The organism is Sphingobacterium sp. UBA7855 (assembly GCA_002500745.1).
Classification (GTDB): Bacteria; Bacteroidota; Bacteroidia; order Sphingobacteriales; family Sphingobacteriaceae; genus Sphingobacterium.
In genome coordinates, this window is the sequence record DLST01000003.1 from 107,155 (window position 1) to 125,757 (window position 18,603).

General features: G+C 38.1%; 19 protein-coding genes and 1 riboswitch. Of the genes, 12 read left to right on the forward strand and 7 right to left on the reverse strand.

What is annotated here, in order from left to right; translation table 11 throughout:
- Window positions 1-5: 5 nt before the first annotated feature.
- From rnc to B2107_RS03080, 3 genes are all read right to left on the reverse strand, one after another.
- The gene (gene rnc / locus B2107_RS03070) at window positions 6-746 is read right to left on the reverse strand and encodes a ribonuclease III (protein WP_293953010.1); all 741 of its coding nucleotides are present in this window, start codon (window positions 744-746) and stop codon (window positions 6-8) included.
- 84 nt (window positions 747-830) lie between these two features.
- Window positions 831-2,084, reverse strand: coding sequence for a beta-ketoacyl-ACP synthase II (fabF, locus tag B2107_RS03075; protein WP_293953012.1), 1,254 nt, complete (start codon window positions 2,082-2,084; stop codon window positions 831-833).
- A 27-nt stretch (window positions 2,085-2,111) separates the two neighbouring features.
- Window positions 2,112-2,348, reverse strand: coding sequence for an acyl carrier protein (locus B2107_RS03080; RefSeq protein ID WP_028070665.1), 237 nt, complete (start codon window positions 2,346-2,348; stop codon window positions 2,112-2,114).
- A gap of 317 nt (window positions 2,349-2,665) precedes the next feature.
- On the opposite strand from B2107_RS03080, the gene B2107_RS03085 reads away from it, so the two are divergent.
- Together B2107_RS03085 and pyk are read left to right on the forward strand one after the other, a co-directional pair.
- A complete protein-coding gene (locus B2107_RS03085; RefSeq protein ID WP_293953014.1) occupies window positions 2,666-3,130 on the forward strand; it encodes an IPExxxVDY family protein in 465 nt (154 codons plus the stop codon).
- Window positions 3,131-3,264: 134 nt separating this feature from the next.
- The gene (gene pyk / locus B2107_RS03090) at window positions 3,265-4,692 is read left to right on the forward strand and encodes a pyruvate kinase (protein ID WP_293953016.1); all 1,428 of its coding nucleotides are present in this window, start codon (window positions 3,265-3,267) and stop codon (window positions 4,690-4,692) included.
- 45 nt (window positions 4,693-4,737) lie between these two features.
- Here the strand turns inward: pyk and B2107_RS03095 are convergent, their stop codons facing one another.
- On the reverse strand, window positions 4,738-5,067 hold the full coding sequence (locus B2107_RS03095) for a hypothetical protein (RefSeq protein WP_293953018.1): 330 nt from the start codon (window positions 5,065-5,067) through the stop codon (window positions 4,738-4,740).
- A 451-nt stretch (window positions 5,068-5,518) separates the two neighbouring features.
- Between B2107_RS03095 and B2107_RS03100 the strand changes: the two genes are divergently transcribed.
- The 3 genes from B2107_RS03100 to metE all read left to right on the forward strand — a co-directional run bounded on the left by B2107_RS03100 (window position 5,519) and on the right by metE (window position 10,822).
- Window positions 5,519-7,351 carry a sensor histidine kinase gene (locus B2107_RS03100; protein ID WP_293953020.1) on the forward strand — a complete coding sequence of 611 codons (1,833 nt, stop codon included), beginning with the start codon at window positions 5,519-5,521 and terminating at the stop codon, window positions 7,349-7,351.
- Window positions 7,352-7,452: 101 nt separating this feature from the next.
- The gene (locus B2107_RS03105) at window positions 7,453-8,142 is read left to right on the forward strand and encodes a response regulator transcription factor (protein ID WP_293953022.1); all 690 of its coding nucleotides are present in this window, start codon (window positions 7,453-7,455) and stop codon (window positions 8,140-8,142) included.
- 187 nt (window positions 8,143-8,329) lie between these two features.
- A riboswitch (SAM riboswitch) is annotated at window positions 8,330-8,432 on the forward strand.
- A 77-nt stretch (window positions 8,433-8,509) separates the two neighbouring features.
- Window positions 8,510-10,822 carry a 5-methyltetrahydropteroyltriglutamate--homocysteine S-methyltransferase gene (metE, locus tag B2107_RS03110; protein ID WP_312332434.1) on the forward strand — a complete coding sequence of 771 codons (2,313 nt, stop codon included), beginning with the start codon at window positions 8,510-8,512 and terminating at the stop codon, window positions 10,820-10,822.
- 94 nt (window positions 10,823-10,916) lie between these two features.
- On the opposite strand, the gene B2107_RS03115 is transcribed toward metE, so the two are convergent.
- Window positions 10,917-11,447: a tetratricopeptide repeat protein gene (locus tag B2107_RS03115; RefSeq protein WP_293953024.1), complete on the reverse strand. Its 531-nt coding sequence runs from the start codon at window positions 11,445-11,447 to the stop codon at window positions 10,917-10,919.
- Between the two features lie 428 nt (window positions 11,448-11,875).
- Here B2107_RS03115 and B2107_RS03120 point away from each other — a divergent pair, with 428 nt between their 5' ends.
- Window positions 11,876-12,088: a helix-turn-helix domain-containing protein gene (locus B2107_RS03120; protein ID WP_293953025.1), complete on the forward strand. Its 213-nt coding sequence runs from the start codon at window positions 11,876-11,878 to the stop codon at window positions 12,086-12,088.
- Between the two features lie 409 nt (window positions 12,089-12,497).
- On the opposite strand, the gene B2107_RS03125 is transcribed toward B2107_RS03120, so the two are convergent.
- The gene (locus B2107_RS03125; protein WP_293953027.1) at window positions 12,498-12,863 is read right to left on the reverse strand and encodes a hypothetical protein; all 366 of its coding nucleotides are present in this window, start codon (window positions 12,861-12,863) and stop codon (window positions 12,498-12,500) included.
- Between the two features lie 174 nt (window positions 12,864-13,037).
- Between B2107_RS03125 and B2107_RS03130 the strand changes: the two genes are divergently transcribed.
- Complete coding sequence (locus tag B2107_RS03130) at window positions 13,038-13,433, forward strand: single-stranded DNA-binding protein (protein WP_293953029.1); 396 nt, start codon at window positions 13,038-13,040, stop codon at window positions 13,431-13,433.
- Between the two features lie 111 nt (window positions 13,434-13,544).
- Here the strand turns inward: B2107_RS03130 and B2107_RS03135 are convergent, their stop codons facing one another.
- Complete coding sequence (locus B2107_RS03135) at window positions 13,545-14,204, reverse strand: helix-turn-helix domain-containing protein (RefSeq protein ID WP_293953031.1); 660 nt, start codon at window positions 14,202-14,204, stop codon at window positions 13,545-13,547.
- A 90-nt stretch (window positions 14,205-14,294) separates the two neighbouring features.
- On the opposite strand from B2107_RS03135, the gene B2107_RS03140 reads away from it, so the two are divergent.
- The 5 genes from B2107_RS03140 to B2107_RS03160 all read left to right on the forward strand — a co-directional run bounded on the left by B2107_RS03140 (window position 14,295) and on the right by B2107_RS03160 (window position 18,519).
- Complete coding sequence (locus B2107_RS03140; RefSeq protein WP_209577641.1) at window positions 14,295-14,684, forward strand: YbjN domain-containing protein; 390 nt, start codon at window positions 14,295-14,297, stop codon at window positions 14,682-14,684.
- Between the two features lie 4 nt (window positions 14,685-14,688).
- Window positions 14,689-15,396 (forward strand): PspA/IM30 family protein, encoded by a 708-nt coding sequence (locus B2107_RS03145; protein ID WP_293953033.1) that lies wholly within the window; start codon window positions 14,689-14,691, stop codon window positions 15,394-15,396.
- Window positions 15,383-15,577, forward strand: a complete 195-nt coding sequence (locus B2107_RS03150) for a DUF4177 domain-containing protein (protein ID WP_293953035.1) — start codon at window positions 15,383-15,385, stop codon at window positions 15,575-15,577. The genes B2107_RS03145 and B2107_RS03150 overlap by 14 nt, the downstream gene beginning before the upstream one ends.
- A gap of 11 nt (window positions 15,578-15,588) precedes the next feature.
- The gene (locus B2107_RS03155) at window positions 15,589-16,320 is read left to right on the forward strand and encodes an OB-fold-containig protein (RefSeq protein WP_293953037.1); all 732 of its coding nucleotides are present in this window, start codon (window positions 15,589-15,591) and stop codon (window positions 16,318-16,320) included.
- Between the two features lie 81 nt (window positions 16,321-16,401).
- Complete coding sequence (locus B2107_RS03160; protein WP_293953039.1) at window positions 16,402-18,519, forward strand: flotillin family protein; 2,118 nt, start codon at window positions 16,402-16,404, stop codon at window positions 18,517-18,519.
- Window positions 18,520-18,603 lie beyond the last annotated feature (84 nt).

The window sequence follows — 18,603 nt, forward strand, 5'->3', positions numbered from 1 at the left end:
ATCCTTTATTCTACTTCTAGAATTTTAAGGAATTCACAGGCTTTCTCCGCAGCTGATTTCTCTGCAGATTTTTTATTGAAATCGCGACCTAGTCCGCAGACGACACCATCAACAACGGCTTCAATACTAAACATTTTAGAAGATTCACCCTGCGGATTGTCTGTTTGCTGAAAGACAATCTCTTTGCCCGTATGCTGACACCATTCAATCAACCTACTTTTAAAGTTTGTTTCAGTCTGTTCTAATAGAAGAATATCAACATGAGGCTTAATGATTCTATTCAGCAGGAAGTTTTTTGTAAAAACATATCCTTTATCGAGATAAACGGCTCCTATTAATGCTTCGAAAGCATCGCCCAGTAACGACCCTTGTTTATTAGGAAAACTAATCATTCGTGCATCAAACTGAATCAGTTCATTAAATCCTAATTTTCGGGAAAGCTGATTCAGATTTGCCCTACTGACAATCTTCGAGCGCATTTCAGTCAAGAAACCTTCATCTTTATAAGGATATTTCTTAAATAACAATTCGGCGACAACCGAACCCAAAACAGCATCACCTAAGAATTCCAAACGTTCGTTGCTATTCTTTGCGCCCTCTTTAATTGTAATAGCCACAGACTTATGTCTGAAGGCCATTTTGTACAAGTGTACATTTCCGGGAACAAATCCAAGCAGGTTTTTTAGTTTTCTAACGTATTCCCGCTCCGGCGAAATATATAATTTATATATCCTAGCAAAAGGCATCTCTTCTAAAAATAAGGCGACAAGTCCTAATTAAAGAACCTGTCGCTAGCTCATATTATCAAACCATGTTTGAAGGATCAAACATTAAGCTTTATATTTTTTCACAATAACGGTAGCATTATGCCCTCCGAAACCAAATGTGTTACTCAATGCTGCGTTAACAGTTCGTTTCTGCGCTTTATTGAATGTAAAATTCAATTTATTATCAATTTCTGGATCATCCGTAAAGTGATTGATTGTCGGTGGGACAATATCATTTTGGACAGCCAGAATAGAGGCAATAGCTTCTATCGCTCCTGCAGCTCCGAGAAGGTGCCCAGTCATCGATTTAGTTGAACTGATATTCAGTTTATATGCGTGCTCACCGAACAAGTCGACAATAGCCTTAGTTTCACTAATATCGCCAACAGGGGTAGAGGTTCCGTGAACATTGATATAATCAATATCTGAAAAATCCATCTCTGCATCGTTGACTGCCATTGTCATGGCTAGTTTAGCACCCAAACCTTCAGGATGCGAGGCCGTGATATGATGTGCATCGGCACTCATTCCACCACCAGCAATCTCTGCATAGATTTTTGCTCCACGTGCCAAAGCATGCTCTAAGCTTTCTAAAATCAAAGCACCTGAACCTTCACCAGAAACAAAACCATCTCTATCTTTATCAAAAGGACGCGAAGCTGTTTTTGGATCGTCATTCCGAGTTGACAAAGCGTGCATTGCATTAAATCCACCAATTCCAGCTTCATTAACTGTTGCCTCTGAACCACCCGTAACAATCACATCAGCTTTCCCCATACGAATATAATTGAAAGCATCTATCATTGCATTGGTAGCTGACGCACAAGCCGATACTGCAGAAAAGTTAGGACCACGAAGGCCATGACGCATAGAAATATGTCCTGGAGCAATATCAACGAGCATCTTAGGAATGAAGAAAGGATTGAAACGCGGGGTTCCATCTCCTTTTGCAAAATTTGCAACTTCTTCAGTAAAGGTTGTTAAGCCCCCAATTCCTGAACCCCAAATTACCCCGATACGGTTTGTATCAAGTTTTTCAAAATCTAAGCCAGCATCTTTAATTGCCTCATCGGTTGATGCAATTGCATACTGTACAAAAGGATCGACTTTACGAGCTTCCTTACGATCCATAAAATCATGTGGATCAAACCCCTTTACCTCACACGCAAACTGAGTTTTGAATTTTGACGCATCAAAATGCGTAATAGGAGCGGCCCCGCTTACACCATTTATTAAAGCCTCCCAGTAAGCTGAGACGGTATTACCAATTGGTGTAAGGGCGCCTAATCCTGTTACTACTACTCTTTTAAGCTCCATTTATTACGATTAGCCTAATTAAATTAGTTAGTTAACGTTTTTTTCTAAATAAGCGATTGCTTGACCAACAGTACCAATAGTTTCTGCTTGATCATCAGGAATAGCAACGTTGAATTCTTTTTCAAACTCCATGATCAACTCAACAGTGTCAAGTGAATCAGCACCTAAATCATTAGTGAATGAAGCTTCTGGCGTTACTTCGTTTTCGTCAACACCTAATTTTTCAACGATAATTGCTTTTACTCTTGAAGCGATATCTGACATGATTTTATAGTTTAATTGTTTAATAAATCTGTGCAAAGAAAAATAAATTTCATCAAAATTCAAACCTAAAATGATATTTAGATGAAAGTCACCATTTTAGGCGACCGAACTTATTCGCGTATTATACTAGCTAACCCACTCTATATTAACTTAGTTCAAGTATAACAAAAAATATTTTGTATTCCAAACGCTCAGCTAATTAACTCAAATTTTACACAAAAAGTATATTCCAACCTTAAAATTATTAGTACCTTCGTTACAAAAGGCAGACAAATTTAAGCATCAAAGTGGTCAATAAGTTAGTAACGCGGTTAGATATGGACATGGAAGAAGAGTTGGATTTCACCCTACTCGCCATCACCTGCCCGTTGAAAGATTACCGACTCTGTCACTTCATCAACAAGGAGACTAACCTCAATTTTTCCAGAGGAAAGGAAAGCAAATATGATCATGATGGACGACAAAAAAATAAATCCGAAGAAGAGCTAGAATATCATATTGTCTTTGACCCAAAGAAAAAAAATAACTACCACTTCACTGCTTATCATTACATTGTACCCGACGCTGACACAGAATATTTCCTGATCAACAATAAGAGCATCGAAGGAACTTATTTAATTCCTGAAAACCCGCACTTTGATTTTTTTATCATTATCAAAAACTTCATCTGCGAAGAAGATGTAGAGCATATGATCAAAAGGATCAGCAAATTACCCGAAGTGGTCATCGCAAAAGAAATATCACCAAAAATATTGAAATCTAAAGAAAATCTCATATTTTAGCAAACTGTAGGTTAGTGTAGCAAATACACTCCCGTTTAGATCTAAATTAATTCGATTTAGTTTTGACAAAACACAACAACATAGCTCGCTATTTGTTGTGATTAATGAAGAACATTTAAAATACAAAATAACAGATGGAAAAAGTTCAAAAAAGGACTAAAATTGTCGCAACATTAGGCCCTGCTTCGGCAGACAAACAAGTTTTGACCAGCATGATTGCCAAAGGGGTTGATGTGTGTCGGTTGAATTTCTCTCATGGCAGCCAGGCAGATCACCTTAAGGTAATCGAAACTATAAATGCAATAAATAATGAAACAGGATTCAATGTTGCCATCTTAGCTGATTTACAAGGTCCGAAAATTCGGATCGGAAAAATGAAAGAAGGTGGCGCTGTTCTGGTTAACGGTTCAAAAGTTGAAATCACCACACAAGAACTTATCGGAGACGAAAACAGAATTTACATTACATACGAAAACTTTCCAAACGATGTTGAAGCCAACGAAATCATTTTACTTGACGACGGAAAACTTCAACTTCGTGTTTTAGAGACTAATCATAAAGATACAGTTACTTGTGAAGTCGTACACGGTGGTGTCCTTACTTCACGTAAAGGTGTTAATTTACCAAATACAAAAGTATCTATTCCTTCATTGACAGAGGAAGATTTAGATAACCTGAACTTTGCTTTGGACCATGGCGCTGACTGGATAGCTATGTCGTTCGTACGCTCTGCTGAAGACATCGCGCAATGTAAAAAAATCATAGCGGCAAAAGGAAGTCATGCGCGCATAATCGCAAAAATTGAAAAGCCTGAAGCGATCGAAAATATTGATGCAATTATCGAAGCAACAGATGCTGTTATGGTTGCTCGTGGAGATTTGGGTGTTGAGCTTCCCATGGAAGAGGTACCAGGACTTCAAAAGATCATCGTACAGAAATGTAGAGATCTTTCAAAACCAGTGATCATTGCGACACAAATGTTGGAAAGCATGATCACTACACCTCGTCCTACACGCGCTGAAGTAAATGACGTCGCAAACTCTGTATTAGACGGGGCTGACGCAGTTATGTTAAGTGGAGAAACATCTGTAGGTGAATTCCCTGAAATTGTGATCGAAACAATGAGTAAAATCATTATTCACGTGGAACAAACTTCTTATCCTTATTATAATGAGAAAGTTAGTGAAATCCACGATGGCACACTAATTCCTGATGCTATCTGTGCTTCCTCCGTCTATCTCGCTCAAAAAACAAATGCCTCAGCAATTGCTGTTTTGACCTCGTCTGGAGCAACAGCGTTTGAAATTACTAGCTATAGACCAAATGTAGATATCTTAGTTTTCACAGGAACACAAAAACTTTTGAAACAATTAAGCCTGCTTTGGGGTGTAAAAACCTTTATCTATGACAAGTTCGAAAGCACAGATGGTTCTATCCATGATGTTAACAAGTTTATTGTAAAAAACAACTATGTTAAACCAGGTTCAATTATCATCAATACGGCTTCTACTCCGTTAATTGAAAAAGGTAAAACAAATACTATCCGTGTTTCTCAGTTATAGGAAGTATAGGATTAGGCAAAAAAAAATAGCGTTCTAAATTGAACGCTATTTTTTTTGCCTGTTTTTATATAAAGAATCAATCTTTAATTTAAACCCTTCCATCTTTAGTGAATCGCTTATTCGTTTGAGTGGAAGATCAACAGCTTCCCGATCTGCCTTAGGCATCTTTTCTGTTCCGGGCATCGGAGCCAGACTGTCCATACGCCTTAACTTCTTAACGGGCATGCGATACTTTTCATCTGCCGAATCCAATTTAAGAATAGGCATTTTTGTTTCTTTTTCCTCAATTAAGGAAACCTGTGGTTTTACCTTAACCTGCCCCAAAGCGACGGTTCCCACCGAAGCCAATGTCAGTAATAATACGTAACTTCTCATCTGTATATCTTTATTTAATAGTATTTAAATGCATATAAGTATAAGCAAACGTACACACTCCACTTATTCACTCCTGATTATTTTAAATTGCATTCAATAATATTGCTCACACCTACTCATGAATTCACCAGCGCGTTCATTCATCAGTCAAACTCCATGGCATTGATTAAAAATCGACTACTATGCTCAAATTCACAGCATAACTCGTCACTATCCACTAATTTACAAACAACAACACCTATATTTAAAAAGCTTGCTGTTAAACATTGTTAAAACAGCTTCAAAACACATCAGCATCTTTATATTTGTAACAATTCAAGAAGATGAGCTATAGCATCTCTATGGCCCTTAGAATGGTAGAAGGCATGCACGCACAAATAGTAAATAACGAATTGAGTGCTCTAAACTTTGTGATACAGTAAAACTTATATTTATTTAACCGTCTATTCAAATGAAGAAAAATAGCATTGTATTGATCATTGGACTGATGTCATTGGCCCTTATCGGCGTTTTGGCTATGCAATTCTATTTTTTAAGAGATTCTTATCGTCAAAAATCTCAATTGTTTGATGAATCTGTCAATGCTGCGATAACAGCTGTTGCAGGAAAGTTAGAGCGGCGAGAAGTTGTTGACTTCGCTAAAGTTCAACAAGAACGAAATCTTGAAAAATCCAAACAAGAACAGGCAAAACAACGCCTTTTGGCCGAGCAACTCGAAATACAATATAGAATTGAAGAGCTAAAGAACAAGCAGCATACTATTTTCTCCAACTTCAAAGAGCAAGAAGATCAATTACGTGCGTTATATCCTAATGTTATTGAAATAAAAAATTCATTTTACGAGACATATATTAAAAGACCAGAGTACCAGAAATACATCAAATTTTCTGTTTCAAATGAGCTTACCGATGACAATCTCGTACAAGCCTTTATCATGCTCAACGCATCAAAGGTAGATGATCAGGTGAGCGGAAAAGATGATAGTACGCGCTTTGTTATTCCCTTACTGGATGGCCTGGTTGATCAGCAAACCAAATTCAGGGTAGCCACCTTACCCCCAAGAGAGGATGCAAAACTTACAAAAACGATCGCTGATTTAGAAAAAAGACTGGATGTGCTTAATAAAAAGAACTCCTGGTCGGGGTTTAACGTTTACGATTCTGTTGCCATGTTGGGGGGCAAAAAGGCTGACTATATCGAAGATGTCGCTATTGGAATGGAATTGGCTAAACGCCCATTGAAAGATAGGTTAAATATTATCATCGTTCAAGAGCTTATCAAGGAGGAATTGGCTCAACGCGACATCAGAGCGCCATTTAATATCGAAATATGGAGCACAAACAATATTTTACTTAATAATATCCTTAACGAAGCGGCATTAAAGAATCCTTCAAATACAACACGGTACTCCACTGCTCTCTTTAAAGGCGACATTGGTGCTGCGCCGGGAAAATTAACGATTTATTTTCCAGACAAAAAGGCGATTATTGCAGATAACATGGGTTATCTCCTTTTGCCTATGCTTGCACTACTTTTTTTATTAGTAGGGTGTTTTGCATACACGTTGATTATCATCTTTAGACAAAAGAAAGTTTCGGAGATGAAAACAGATTTTATCAACAACATGACACATGAGTTTAAGACACCAGTTGCGACTATCATGATTGCTAGTGAATCGCTTAAGGACCCCGATATCAATGCCGACCATAAACGCGTTCAAAAATTGGCCAATATCATTTACGACGAGAATGTTAGATTAGGAAATCACATTGAACGTGTACTTGATTTAGCTCGACTAGAAAAAGAAACCTTAAAATTAGATCAGGTAGATGTTCATATTAACGATCTTGTTTCTGCGGTTACAGACAGTATGCAGCTGAGAATGCAGAATATTGGCGGAAAATTTACTATTGATCTGGCAGCCACTAAAGATATCGTCGTTGGCGACGAACTGCATTTCTCAAACGTATTTTATAACCTATTGGATAATGCAATTAAATACAACAAAGGTGATCTACATGTGAATATACAATCAAAAAACGTCGGTGATAGTATTGTGGTCACTATAGCTGACAATGGTATAGGTATGAGCCGAGATCACCTTCAAAAGATTTTTGACCAGTTTTACCGCATACCTACGGGGAATGTCCACAATGTAAAAGGATTTGGTCTCGGTCTAAGTTATGTACAAGATATTCTGAGGAGACTGAATGGAAAAATTACGGTTAAAAGCGAAAAAGATAAGGGCACGACCTTTGAGGTAATATTGCCTACAAAAAAATAAAAGGTTCCTTTTTTGTATATTTCCTCTGTAAAGAATTTTAAAGGTAGAGGAAGCTGATTTATCAGCATCAAGGGAATTCGTTAAAATTTAAAGTATTCATTATGCAAAAGATATTATTAGCAGAAGACGATCCTAATTTAGGGGATCTTTTAAAAGACTATCTCGAATTAAAGGGAAAATTTGACGTCACACTATGTACAGATGGTGATGAAGCAATATCCCAATTCAAGAAAAATAACTACGACCTCTGCATCTTCGATGTGATGATGCCTAAAAAAGACGGCTTCTCGGTTGGGCGTGAAATCAGAAAAACGAACAATATTGTTCCTATAATCTTTGCCACAGCAAAAGGTATGATGGAAGATAAAACTGAAGCTTTTGAACTTGGAGGAGATGATTATATCACCAAGCCGTTTCGCGTTGAGGAATTGTTACTTCGCATCAATGCTCTGCTTAAACGCAGTGTTCGCGATAAAGAGGAAGAGATCGTTGCAGACAAATTTGAAATTGGCGATTATTTCTTTGATTATACAAGCCAGCAGATTTCCTATAAAGGGCAGATGCAAAAACTATCGACTAAAGAGGCTGAACTATTACGCCTGCTCTGCCTAAAGAAAAATGATGTATTGACAAGAGAGGAGGCTTTATTAAAAATATGGCATGATGACAACTATTTTACGGGTAGAAGTATGGATGTCTTTCTCAGTAAACTTCGAAAATATTTGAAAGAGGATAGTAAAGTGGAGATTGTAAATGTACATGGAAAAGGTTACAAACTTTTGGTAAGCTAAAAACAGAGGGAATGAGTAATAGGATCATTCCCATTTTTTTTTGTCTATAGTGTATAGAATTATGAAATAAAGTAATAATTCGATGAAAAGAAGAGAAAAAAACAATTTTATTCTTAGTAGAATATAAAAAATAAATACACTTTTCTAAAAAATTTGCATTTTTAAAATAATTACGTTACCTTAGCATCGCTTATAGAGAAAGGCAGAGGGAATAGACCCGATGAAGCCTTAGCAACCTGTCCCTTGACAAGGTGCTAAATTCTACCCATTGTATATGGGAATGATAAGCCGAAGTCACCAAATTCTAGTGTGTCCTTCTCTCTCTAGCAAGAAATATAGTTGAAAAAAAATATTAAAAACATTCATTATGTTATTGACTAACAATTTAGGTTACCCTCGTGTGGGCGCGTTCCGCGAATTGAAAAAAGCCAATGAGGCCTATTGGGCTAAAAAATCTTCTGTTGAGGAATTATTGGATACCGCAAAAAAAATACGTGAAGGCAATTGGAAAACACAAAAAGATGCTGGAATAGATTTGATCCCTTCCAATGATTTCTCCTTTTACGATCAAGTATTGGATTTAACCCTTACGGTTGGTGCAATTCCTGCCCGTTACCATTCTTTATTGAATAAAGTAGACAACAATTACAGTTTAGATCTATATTTCGCTATGGCTCGTGGTTTCCAACAGGAAGGAATCGACGTGACTGCAATGGAAATGACCAAGTGGTTAGATACCAACTACCATTACATGGTACCAGAATTTACAAAAGATCAAGAATTTAAATTGACTTCTGAAAAATTCTTAAACGAATACAACGAAGCAAAATCCTTGGGCATTGATACTAAACCAGTTTTACTCGGTCCGATCACTTACCTATTGATCGGTAAAGAAAAAGAAGCTGGCTTCGACCGTATCGATTTATTGGATAAACTTGTGCCTGTATACGAGCAAATATTGGCTAAACTAGCTGATGCTGGTGCACAATATGTCCAGATTGACGAGCCTTTCTTAGCTTTGGATTTAGATGCTAAAGTAAAAGCTTTATATCAACCTACTTTCGAAAAATTAGCTGCAGCAGCAAAAAATATCAAATTAATCGCAACGACTTACTTCGAAGCTTTAAAAGATAACGAAGATATCGCAGTTAACTTACCTGTCCATGCTTTACATTTGGATCTGGTACGCGGTGAAAACCAATTGGATACGGTACTAGCTAAAGTTCCAGCTTCATTAACATTATCTTTAGGTATTGTTGAAGGTCGTAACATCTGGAAAAATGATTACGAAAAATCATTGGTTAAAATCAAACAGGCTGTTGATGCATTAGGAAAAGACCGCGTTTGGGTGGCTCCTTCTTCATCATTGTTGCATGTTCCTTTTGACCTAGATAATGAGCATAATGAACAATCATTACCTGCTGAAGTAAAGAATTGGTTAGCTTTTGCCAAACAAAAATTAGCTGAAGTGAAAGACTTAGCTGTACTGGCAGAAGGCGAAGTTGATGCGGAAACAGCGAAACGTTTTGAAGCGAACAAAGCTGCTGCTGAGAGCCGTCGCACTTCTCCATTAATTCACAAACCTGAAGTTAAGACACGTACAAGCAATATCACTGATGACGATGCAAAACGTACTTCATCATTTGCAGACCGTAAAGCAGCGCAACAAGCGAAATTTAACTTGCCGGCATTCCCTACCACAACGATAGGTTCTTTTCCACAAACAAAAGATGTTCGTAAATGGAGAGCAGATTTGAAAAAAGGTGCTATTACTCAAGAGGAATACGATAAAGCAATCGCAGAAGAAACGGAAAACACCATCCGTCTTCAAGAGCAATTGGATATCGACGTATTAGTACACGGCGAATTCGAACGTAATGACATGGTTGAATACTTCGGTGAACAACTAGCTGGTTACGCTTTCACACAAAACGGTTGGGTTCAGTCTTACGGTTCTCGTTGTGTTAAACCTCCGATTATCTATGGTGACGTTTACCGTCCAAAGGACATGACTGTACGTTGGTCATCTTACGCACAATCGTTGACAAACCGTCCGGTGAAAGGTATGTTGACTGGTCCGGTTACCATCTTACAATGGTCTTTCGTACGTAACGATCAACCGCGTTCAACAACAACTTACCAAATTGCTTTGGCTATCCTGGATGAAGTACAAGCTTTGGAAAAAGCAGGTATCAAAATTATTCAAATTGATGAACCAGCTATCCGTGAAGGATTACCTTTACGTAAGGCTGATCAGAAAGATTACTTGAACTGGGCAGTACGTGCTTTCCGTGTTTCTTCTTCAAATGTAGAAGACGATACACAAATTCACACACACATGTGTTACTCAGAATTCAATAATGTAATCGAAGATATCGCTGCAATGGATGCTGATGTTATCACGATCGAGACTTCACGTTCTCAAATGAAATTATTGAATGCTTTCGCTGGCGACTTTAAATATCCAAATGATATTGGTCCGGGTGTTTATGATATTCACTCTCCACGTGTGCCCAGCAAAGACGAGATGGTAGATCTATTGCGTAAAGCAAAAGCAGTAGTTCCGGCAGAACAACTTTGGGTTAATCCTGACTGCGGATTGAAGACCCGTGCTTGGCCAGAAACCAAAGCAGCTTTAGAATCTATGGTGGAAGCTGCCAAAATCTTAAGAGCAGAATAATTCCTAAACGCTATTGATTAAGCCCTAGGTGAAATCTCACCTAGGGCTTTTTTTTTGCGCATATTAATCTAAAAATTGTAGCCAGATCAAGGGCCTACTTATGACCAGGATTACTTTCTTTCTTCCTAATTTTCCCACTACCTTTACTAATTTCCTGCTTTCCTCTAATCCGCTCCTCAATCGACTTTAGGCTTGACGAAAAATCAAGATCAACATTTTCAAGTTTCGCGATTTTTAACGCCTTCAACGCCTTTTTGTATTTTCTCATTTTCTCAAATAGAAGTGCTTTCTTTAGCCAGATCCCTGCCAGAGGCATCCCCGGAAGTGTCAAAGCGAATTTAATCGTTTTTTTTGCAGCTTCATATTCTCCCATATCAATCAATGTCTGAATGAAATAAGGATATACTTCTACTGCCCGCACATTGTGCGCCAAGGCTTCCTGGAAATACCTTTTTGCCTGCTCATAATCAAACAACTGTTCGGCATAAACTCTTCCCATCAAACACAGCGCCATTGTATTCGACTCATCATAGGATAGCGCATAAGATAAGGACTCTATTGTCTCCTCCAAATATATCGGATAGTTATCCAGTGCCTGAAGGACGTATTTATTGACTGAATTCATAAAATTTTCTAAAACATAACATTCACATCCAGCTTTCACAATAACTTTGAAAGTAACTGGATTTTAAAACTCCTTAATTAAGCTTTAAGCTAAGCATATTGGACAAGTGGACTACCATTTAGAGGGCCAAGTTTTAGCCAATAGCAACCTAGGTTACTTAACGTATTAAGAAAGAAGATTAGGAAAGAGCCGTATTCCGAAGAATATTCCCGAGAATCTTCTCTGTGGACGAAGCGGGATTTTCTAATATTGCAAACATATTCTTCCGTTTTTATTAATTATTCTGTTGAATTGCAAAGATTCAAAATATTTACCAAATTACAAAAACTTTTGATTATTAACATGTTATATTCTTCAGAACGATATTGGCATATTATTGTCGCATCAATTTCACTAAAATTCACTGACAATTTCCCCATCTTTGAACCATGGAAAGTCAATCAGCTAATCAATTCATCAAACTATCAAGAAAACGTAAGGGACTAACGCAGCAGGAACTCGCTGATCGAGCAGGTGTATCGCTAAGAACTGTGCAACGCATAGAAAAAGGCACGGAAGAAATCAGTGGATTTAGTCTCAAACAGATCAGTCAAATTTTGGAAATACCATTAGAACAACTCATTATGCCAAATGTAAATTAAATCAGTATCGACAACAATCAAACAGGAAGTATTAAAGCCTTATATTTAGCATCGCTTACCTTTCTGGTCAATCCACTATTAGGGTTATTGGTGCCTGCAATTATGGGCTATACGAAACAAAACAGAGACGCCTTATACAGTAAGCACCTAAAAAGAATAATTACAACACATGCTGTTGGGCTATTTTTTCTCGGAAGTTTCATAGGCTATATCATTATTGCAGATTTTTTTAAGATTTCGCTACCGTCTTTTTTAAGCGATATCTTTAATAGCGCCTATATTTTACTCATCCCAGTATGCTATTACATATTGATTCTAACATTTACTATTTCTAATTATATCGCAATAAGAAAGGCCAAACCCAATTCTGTAAACTAAAACAATACAAATGAAACTATTGCATTCAAAATCACATCGGTTTCTTTTGTACGATTAACACCCAATCTTTCTCAAGCAGCAGATAACCTGTTTCATAAATAAACTGGTAAGTTTGACCTTTATTGTTGGAAAAATTATGAGTATGGAATTTAAAATCAAACCCCAATTGTTTTAACTTTTCACGCTGTATTTTGACCATGCCCTCCCCGTTCAACGTATCCAACAATATACGGCGGTTTTTTCGCAGGATATTATTCACGTTACGCACCAAATTGGTTTGGTCGCTATTCAATTTATTATTATAGGCATTCCGACAAGCATCATCACAAAATCGCTTGTCAGAACGGCCACGTATACCCTTGCCACATTCAAGGCAAGCTCTTTCAACAGAACTCATAGCAAATTACTAAACGACAACAAACGGTTACAATCGACTACAGTCGAATACAAATGGTAAACAGACGAATAAGATGTTTCTCCCTTCTCATCTTTGCTCTAGATCATTCGGTGTTAAAAGCCAATGAACATCAACTAAAATAAGAATTATTAAAAACATTTAAAAATTAGACACATGAGTACATTACGTAACAAAGTACAGTTAGTGGGTCATCTTGGAAATGATCCGATCATCAAAACAACTTCCACAGGTACAAATTATTCCATATTACGTCTCGCCACCAATGATCTATTTAAGAACAAAGCCGGAGAATGGGTTGAGGAAGTCCAGTGGCATACACTTGTGGTGTGGGGCAATCAAAACACAACCATAGAAAAGAAATGCCAACGCGGAACGAAGCTGATGGTTGAAGGTAAGCTTACCTATCGTAACTATGAGAATGCAGAAGGAGTAAAGCAGTATATCACTGAAATTAAAGTGGATAGTTTCATGGTTTTATCAGACCCTAACAATGCTAAAGAAGAATCTCCTACCCTTGAAGATGAAAATGAAGATGACCTACCCTTCTAATAAAAGAAAAAGGTAGGACAAGATATTTGTCCTACCTTAAACCGCATGTCCATTGCTGAAACACTTTATTTTAAACGGTAAACAACCTTAGCCTCTGAAGCCTTGCCCCTATCAGATACGCTCATATTTACCATATAACTTCCAAAAATATTCTTTTTCAGTCAATATAAAATCAACTTTCTTCCAAGCATTTAGGACTAGATTAATTTCCTTCTCCGCTAAGCTATATTTCCCAATAAAAAATTCCTGAGCGGAGAAGTATAAACCAAAAGCGTTGTCCAAGGTATGCAAACTTTCGAGATCGACCTCTTCGAAAAACAAAATTACATGCGAACCCGCTACGAAATCGCTCGGCACGGGGATAGCATCCGAAAATTCGATAGCTATACATCTATTGCGGCTTTGCAACGGAAATTCAATGATCGGAAGTTCGTTGAATTTTGAGAAATGAGCGCTCGCGTCAAGAACAACTTCCCTATCCAAAAAAGGGATGTGCAAAAACTTCTTATTGCCAATCACCGGTACATTAGCCTGGAAATAATCATTGAAATTGAGAATTTCATTGACAGAAAGATTCTTTTCAATAAGATGCTGCACAGGAATGCCAAAATAATTTGCAATCTTCAGGACAGTTTCAATTTTCGGCTCTGCGCGCATTTCTTCGTAAGAAGAAATATTACCTCTAGTAAGATTAAAAACATCCCCGAAAGCCTGCTGGCTCATTCCTTTCACTTTTCTTAATTTCTTAATGTTGTTTCCTACGTGACTCATTTTAAAAAAAATTGAATTATTTTTGCAAAATATTTTTGCATTTTATTATCTTTATGCAAAGAATATGTGCAATATATAAAAAACTTGATTATGTACTTCTCAAAAATTGAAAATTATATCGCCAATATTGGTTATACCATTACTCATAAGGATAAAAAAGAGGGGGTTTTTGTCATCGAAAATGAAGATGATGGAATTCGCAACCTCATCGTAGGCGTTGCACAGCCCATCGTTATTTTTGAGCAATACCTTTTTACCATAAGCAATGAGAACATCGATATGTTCAAATCATTATTGATAAAAAATAGAGATATTATCCACGGTGGTTTTGCATTGACGGAAGACGGTACCAAAGTTATATTTCGATATACGTTACAAATACATAATCTCGACCAGAACGAATTTGATGCTGCTATCAATTCGCTGAGTCTTTTAATGAGTGAGTACTACAATCAGTTAATAAGTTTTTCAAAATTATAGAACAATGAATATTTTTAAGAGAATTTTCAGAATCGGTCAAGCAGAGATTCACGCAGTCGTGGATAAAATGGAAGACCCCATCAAAATGACGGAGCAAGGTATCCGTGAGATGAAAGAAGACCTAGAGCAATCGTTAGAAGCTTACGCAAAAGTAAAAGCGCTAGCTATACGTACGCAAAATAATGGTGAGAAGAAAAAAGAAGAGGCCAATGAATTTGAAAAGAAAGCTATTCTATTACTGCAAAAAGCACAAAAGGGAGAGCTGACAACAGAAAAGGCAGAAGGTTTGGCAAAAGAGGCATTGCTGCTGAAAAAACAGCTATTAATCGAAGCTGGAGAGTTAGAGAAACAAGCAGTGATTCATCAAAGTTCAGCAGACGAGCTCCACAAAAATGTAGACATTCTAAAATTCAACATATCGAAGTGGGAAAGCGAACTTTCAACTTTAAAAGCACGTGTGAAAGTTTCCAATGCAGCCAAAATGGTCAACAAGCAGCTCGCTAATATTGATTCTAACAGCACAATTTCCATGTTGGAGCGCATGAAAGAAAAGGTCGAAGAAGATGAAGCCTTGGCCAAAGCCTATGGTGAAATCGCAACGAACAACAAAAGTAAGATCGATGAGATCAATGAGAACCTCGGTGGTTCTGACTCTGTCAACAATGAATTAGAAGAGTTAAAACGAAAATTAAATGGCGATGCGGAGATTTGAGTATAAGACAGTCAAAATCGAGCCCAAAGGTTTTTGGGGAACCAAATTGGATTCGGACAAAATCGACGAGATACTGAATGATCTAGGTAGTCAGGGCTGGGAATTGGTTGCGATGCAAGACTTGGAGGTCAATGGTCACTCTTGGTCGTTTCATTACACATTCAAACGAGAAAAAATTTAAAAGAAAATACGATGACAGAATTAATCAATATCTTATTTAATCCATTATCGAATGGAATTATGACAGTACTAACAGGCCTGTCTGTAGTGTATTGGTTATTTATGTTTCTGATGGGCGACGGAGTGAATTTATTTGATGCAGATGCAGATATAGACCTTCACCCTACGCCCGATGTTACTGATGTTGACGGCACCCATGATATCGCACATGAGGGATCCGATCATGCAAACCATCATCATACAAATACCGATAGTCATGGAGAACCAAGTTTCTTCACAAAGGCGATGGATTACATCAATGTTGGAAAAGTACCCATCATGCTTATCGTGACCTTGTTTAAATTTATAGGATGGATTATTACGATTGTTTCCTCACTCTTTATCAACGTTGCTTCATGGGGAATAAAGTCGGTATTAATCCTAATTCCTGTATTCATTATCACCTTTATTTTAATGCATTTTCTCACTAAGCCACTAGCTAGGATGTTTAAAAACATTGGTTACAATGGAGAGGAAGGCCATGATTTTCTTGGACGAATGGGAAAAATGAGAGCGAGCATTGAAGGAAAGAAAATAGGCTCCGCAGAATTTATCATTCAACAGGATCCGATCCGCCTCAATGTAGTCAGCCATAATGGGGAGAAAATCGCTTATGGAGATGACGTCATTATCGTCGATGAATCCAGGGACAAAAAATATTATTATGTCACAAAGGAAATCACCATAGACAATATTCAAAATTGATGCGGAAACAGAATCGCCGTGTCATTCAGAAGCTTTTGCAAGCAAAATTTAAATACTAAAATCTAAATAAATACGAATCATATGCTATATCAACCTCTTTTATTTTTAAGCGGCTTAAACGGAATTATATTGCTGATTGTCGGTTTAGCTGTCTTTTTAATCTTTGCATTCTTTGTTGTACTGAGTGCCTTCTATAAGAAAATCCCTCAGGGTAAGGCGATTGTCAGGACAGGTGTCGGCGGCACGAAAGTTGCCTTCAACAAGGGTATGTATGTCGTTCCGGTTTTCCACAAGATGGAAATCATGGACATCTCCATCAAAAAAATTGAGATTGCCCGGATGCAAGGCGAAGGACTGATCTGTAAAGACAATATCCGTGCTGATATCAAAGTGGCCTTTTTTGTCCGCGTCAACAAAAATGTAGACGATGTGATTAACGTTGCCCAGAACCTTGGCTGCGATCGTGCCAGCGAACCTGAAACATTAAAGAGCATCTTCGAATCCAAATTTTCTGAAGCACTCAAGACCGTAGGGAAGAAATTTGACTTCATCGAATTGTATGAAGCCCGTCGTGAGTTTCGCGATGAAATCCTCGACATCATTGGCACAGACCTGAACGGCTATATCCTTGATGACTGTGCGATCGACTATCTCGAACAAACAGATATCGAACATTTGAATCCTAGCAATATCCTGGATAGTGAAGGTATCAAGAAGATTACTGAGCTGACTGCAAAACAAAATATCAATGCCAACTTTATCCGTCGAGATGAAGAGAAGTTGATTAAAAAGCAGAACGTTGAAGCGCGTGAGGCTATTTTAGAACTGGATCGCCAACTTGCTGAAAAAGAAGAAAAACAAAAGCGTGAAATTGATAATATCAAGGCAAGGGAAGAAGCGGAAATCGCAAAAGTGCGTGAGGAAGAGCGCCTGAAATATGAAAGCGTCCGCATTTCGACCGAAGAGCAGCTGGCCGTACAGGAAGAAAATAAACTACGTCAGATCATCATTGCCGAGAAGAACAAACAACGTACAGATGCTGTCGAAGCAGAACGTGTAGAGAAAGATCGTGCATTGGAGCAGACCGAACGTGAGCGTATCGTTACCTTGGCTCAGATTGACAAAGAACGTTCGATTGAGACCGAAAAGAAAAGCATCCAGGGTGTTATTAAGGAACGGGTACAATTGGAGAAGGGTGTTATTGAAGAACAACAGGGCGTCCGAGACATTGAAGTATTCCGGGAAGTAGAACGGAAGAAACAAGCAGGCGTTATCGCAGCATCACAAGAAGCCGAAGAGAAGTTAATTTCTACGGTAAAAGCTGCTGAAGCAGCGAAAATTGCGGCAGAACAAGAAGCTGAGAAAAAAGTGATCGACGCCGAAGCAGCACGTAAGATTGCTGAAAAACGTGCAGAGGAATTATTAATAGACGCCGAAGCGAAAAAAGAAGCATCACTCAAAGAGGCTGAAAGCCGTAAGATCATAGCTGAAGCGCAGGCGAAAGAAGAAGCCGCATTAGGTTTGTCAGAAGCCGAAGTAATGGTTGCAAAAGCCGAAGCCGAAGAAAAGCAAGGCACTGTACAGGCAACTGTGATCGAGAAAAAAGCCGAAGCCATGCGCAAAGAAGGTTTAGCACAGGCGGAAGTCGTTCGAGAAAAAGCACTAGCCGAAGCAAAAGGTATCGAAGAGAAAGCCGAAGCCATGAAAAAACTTGACGGTGTAGGTAAAGATCACGAAGAATTCAAATTACAGTTACAGAAAGAGCGTGACATCGAACTTGCACAGATCAACATCCAAAAAGATATTGCACAAGCACAGGCTGGGGTATTATCCGAGGCACTTAAAACGGCGAAGATTGACATCGTGGGTGGTGAAACCATGTTCTTCGAAAACATCGTGCGCCAGGTGTCAAATTCGAAAGGTTTTGATCATCTGATCGATAATTCCAAACATGCTACGGATATCAAGAATTCACTATTGGGCCCAGACGGGAAAGGTGATCTTGCTGAAAAAGTCCGGGGATTAGCGGATAAATATGGAATCTCTTCCAATGACATCAAGAACTTAACAGTTTCTGCGGCGTTGATCAAATTGCAACAGGCAGCTACAGATGCCGAAAACGGTGAAGATGCCGGTTTTATCAACTCCCTATTTGGACTAGCAAAAAACTTAGGCATTTCAAACAAGAAGTTGTCTTAAGACATGTTAAGCCTACACATATTGCGTGTAAGATAAGCGAAAACTTCTCTTATACGCACTACATTGATTTTTTCACAGCAATAC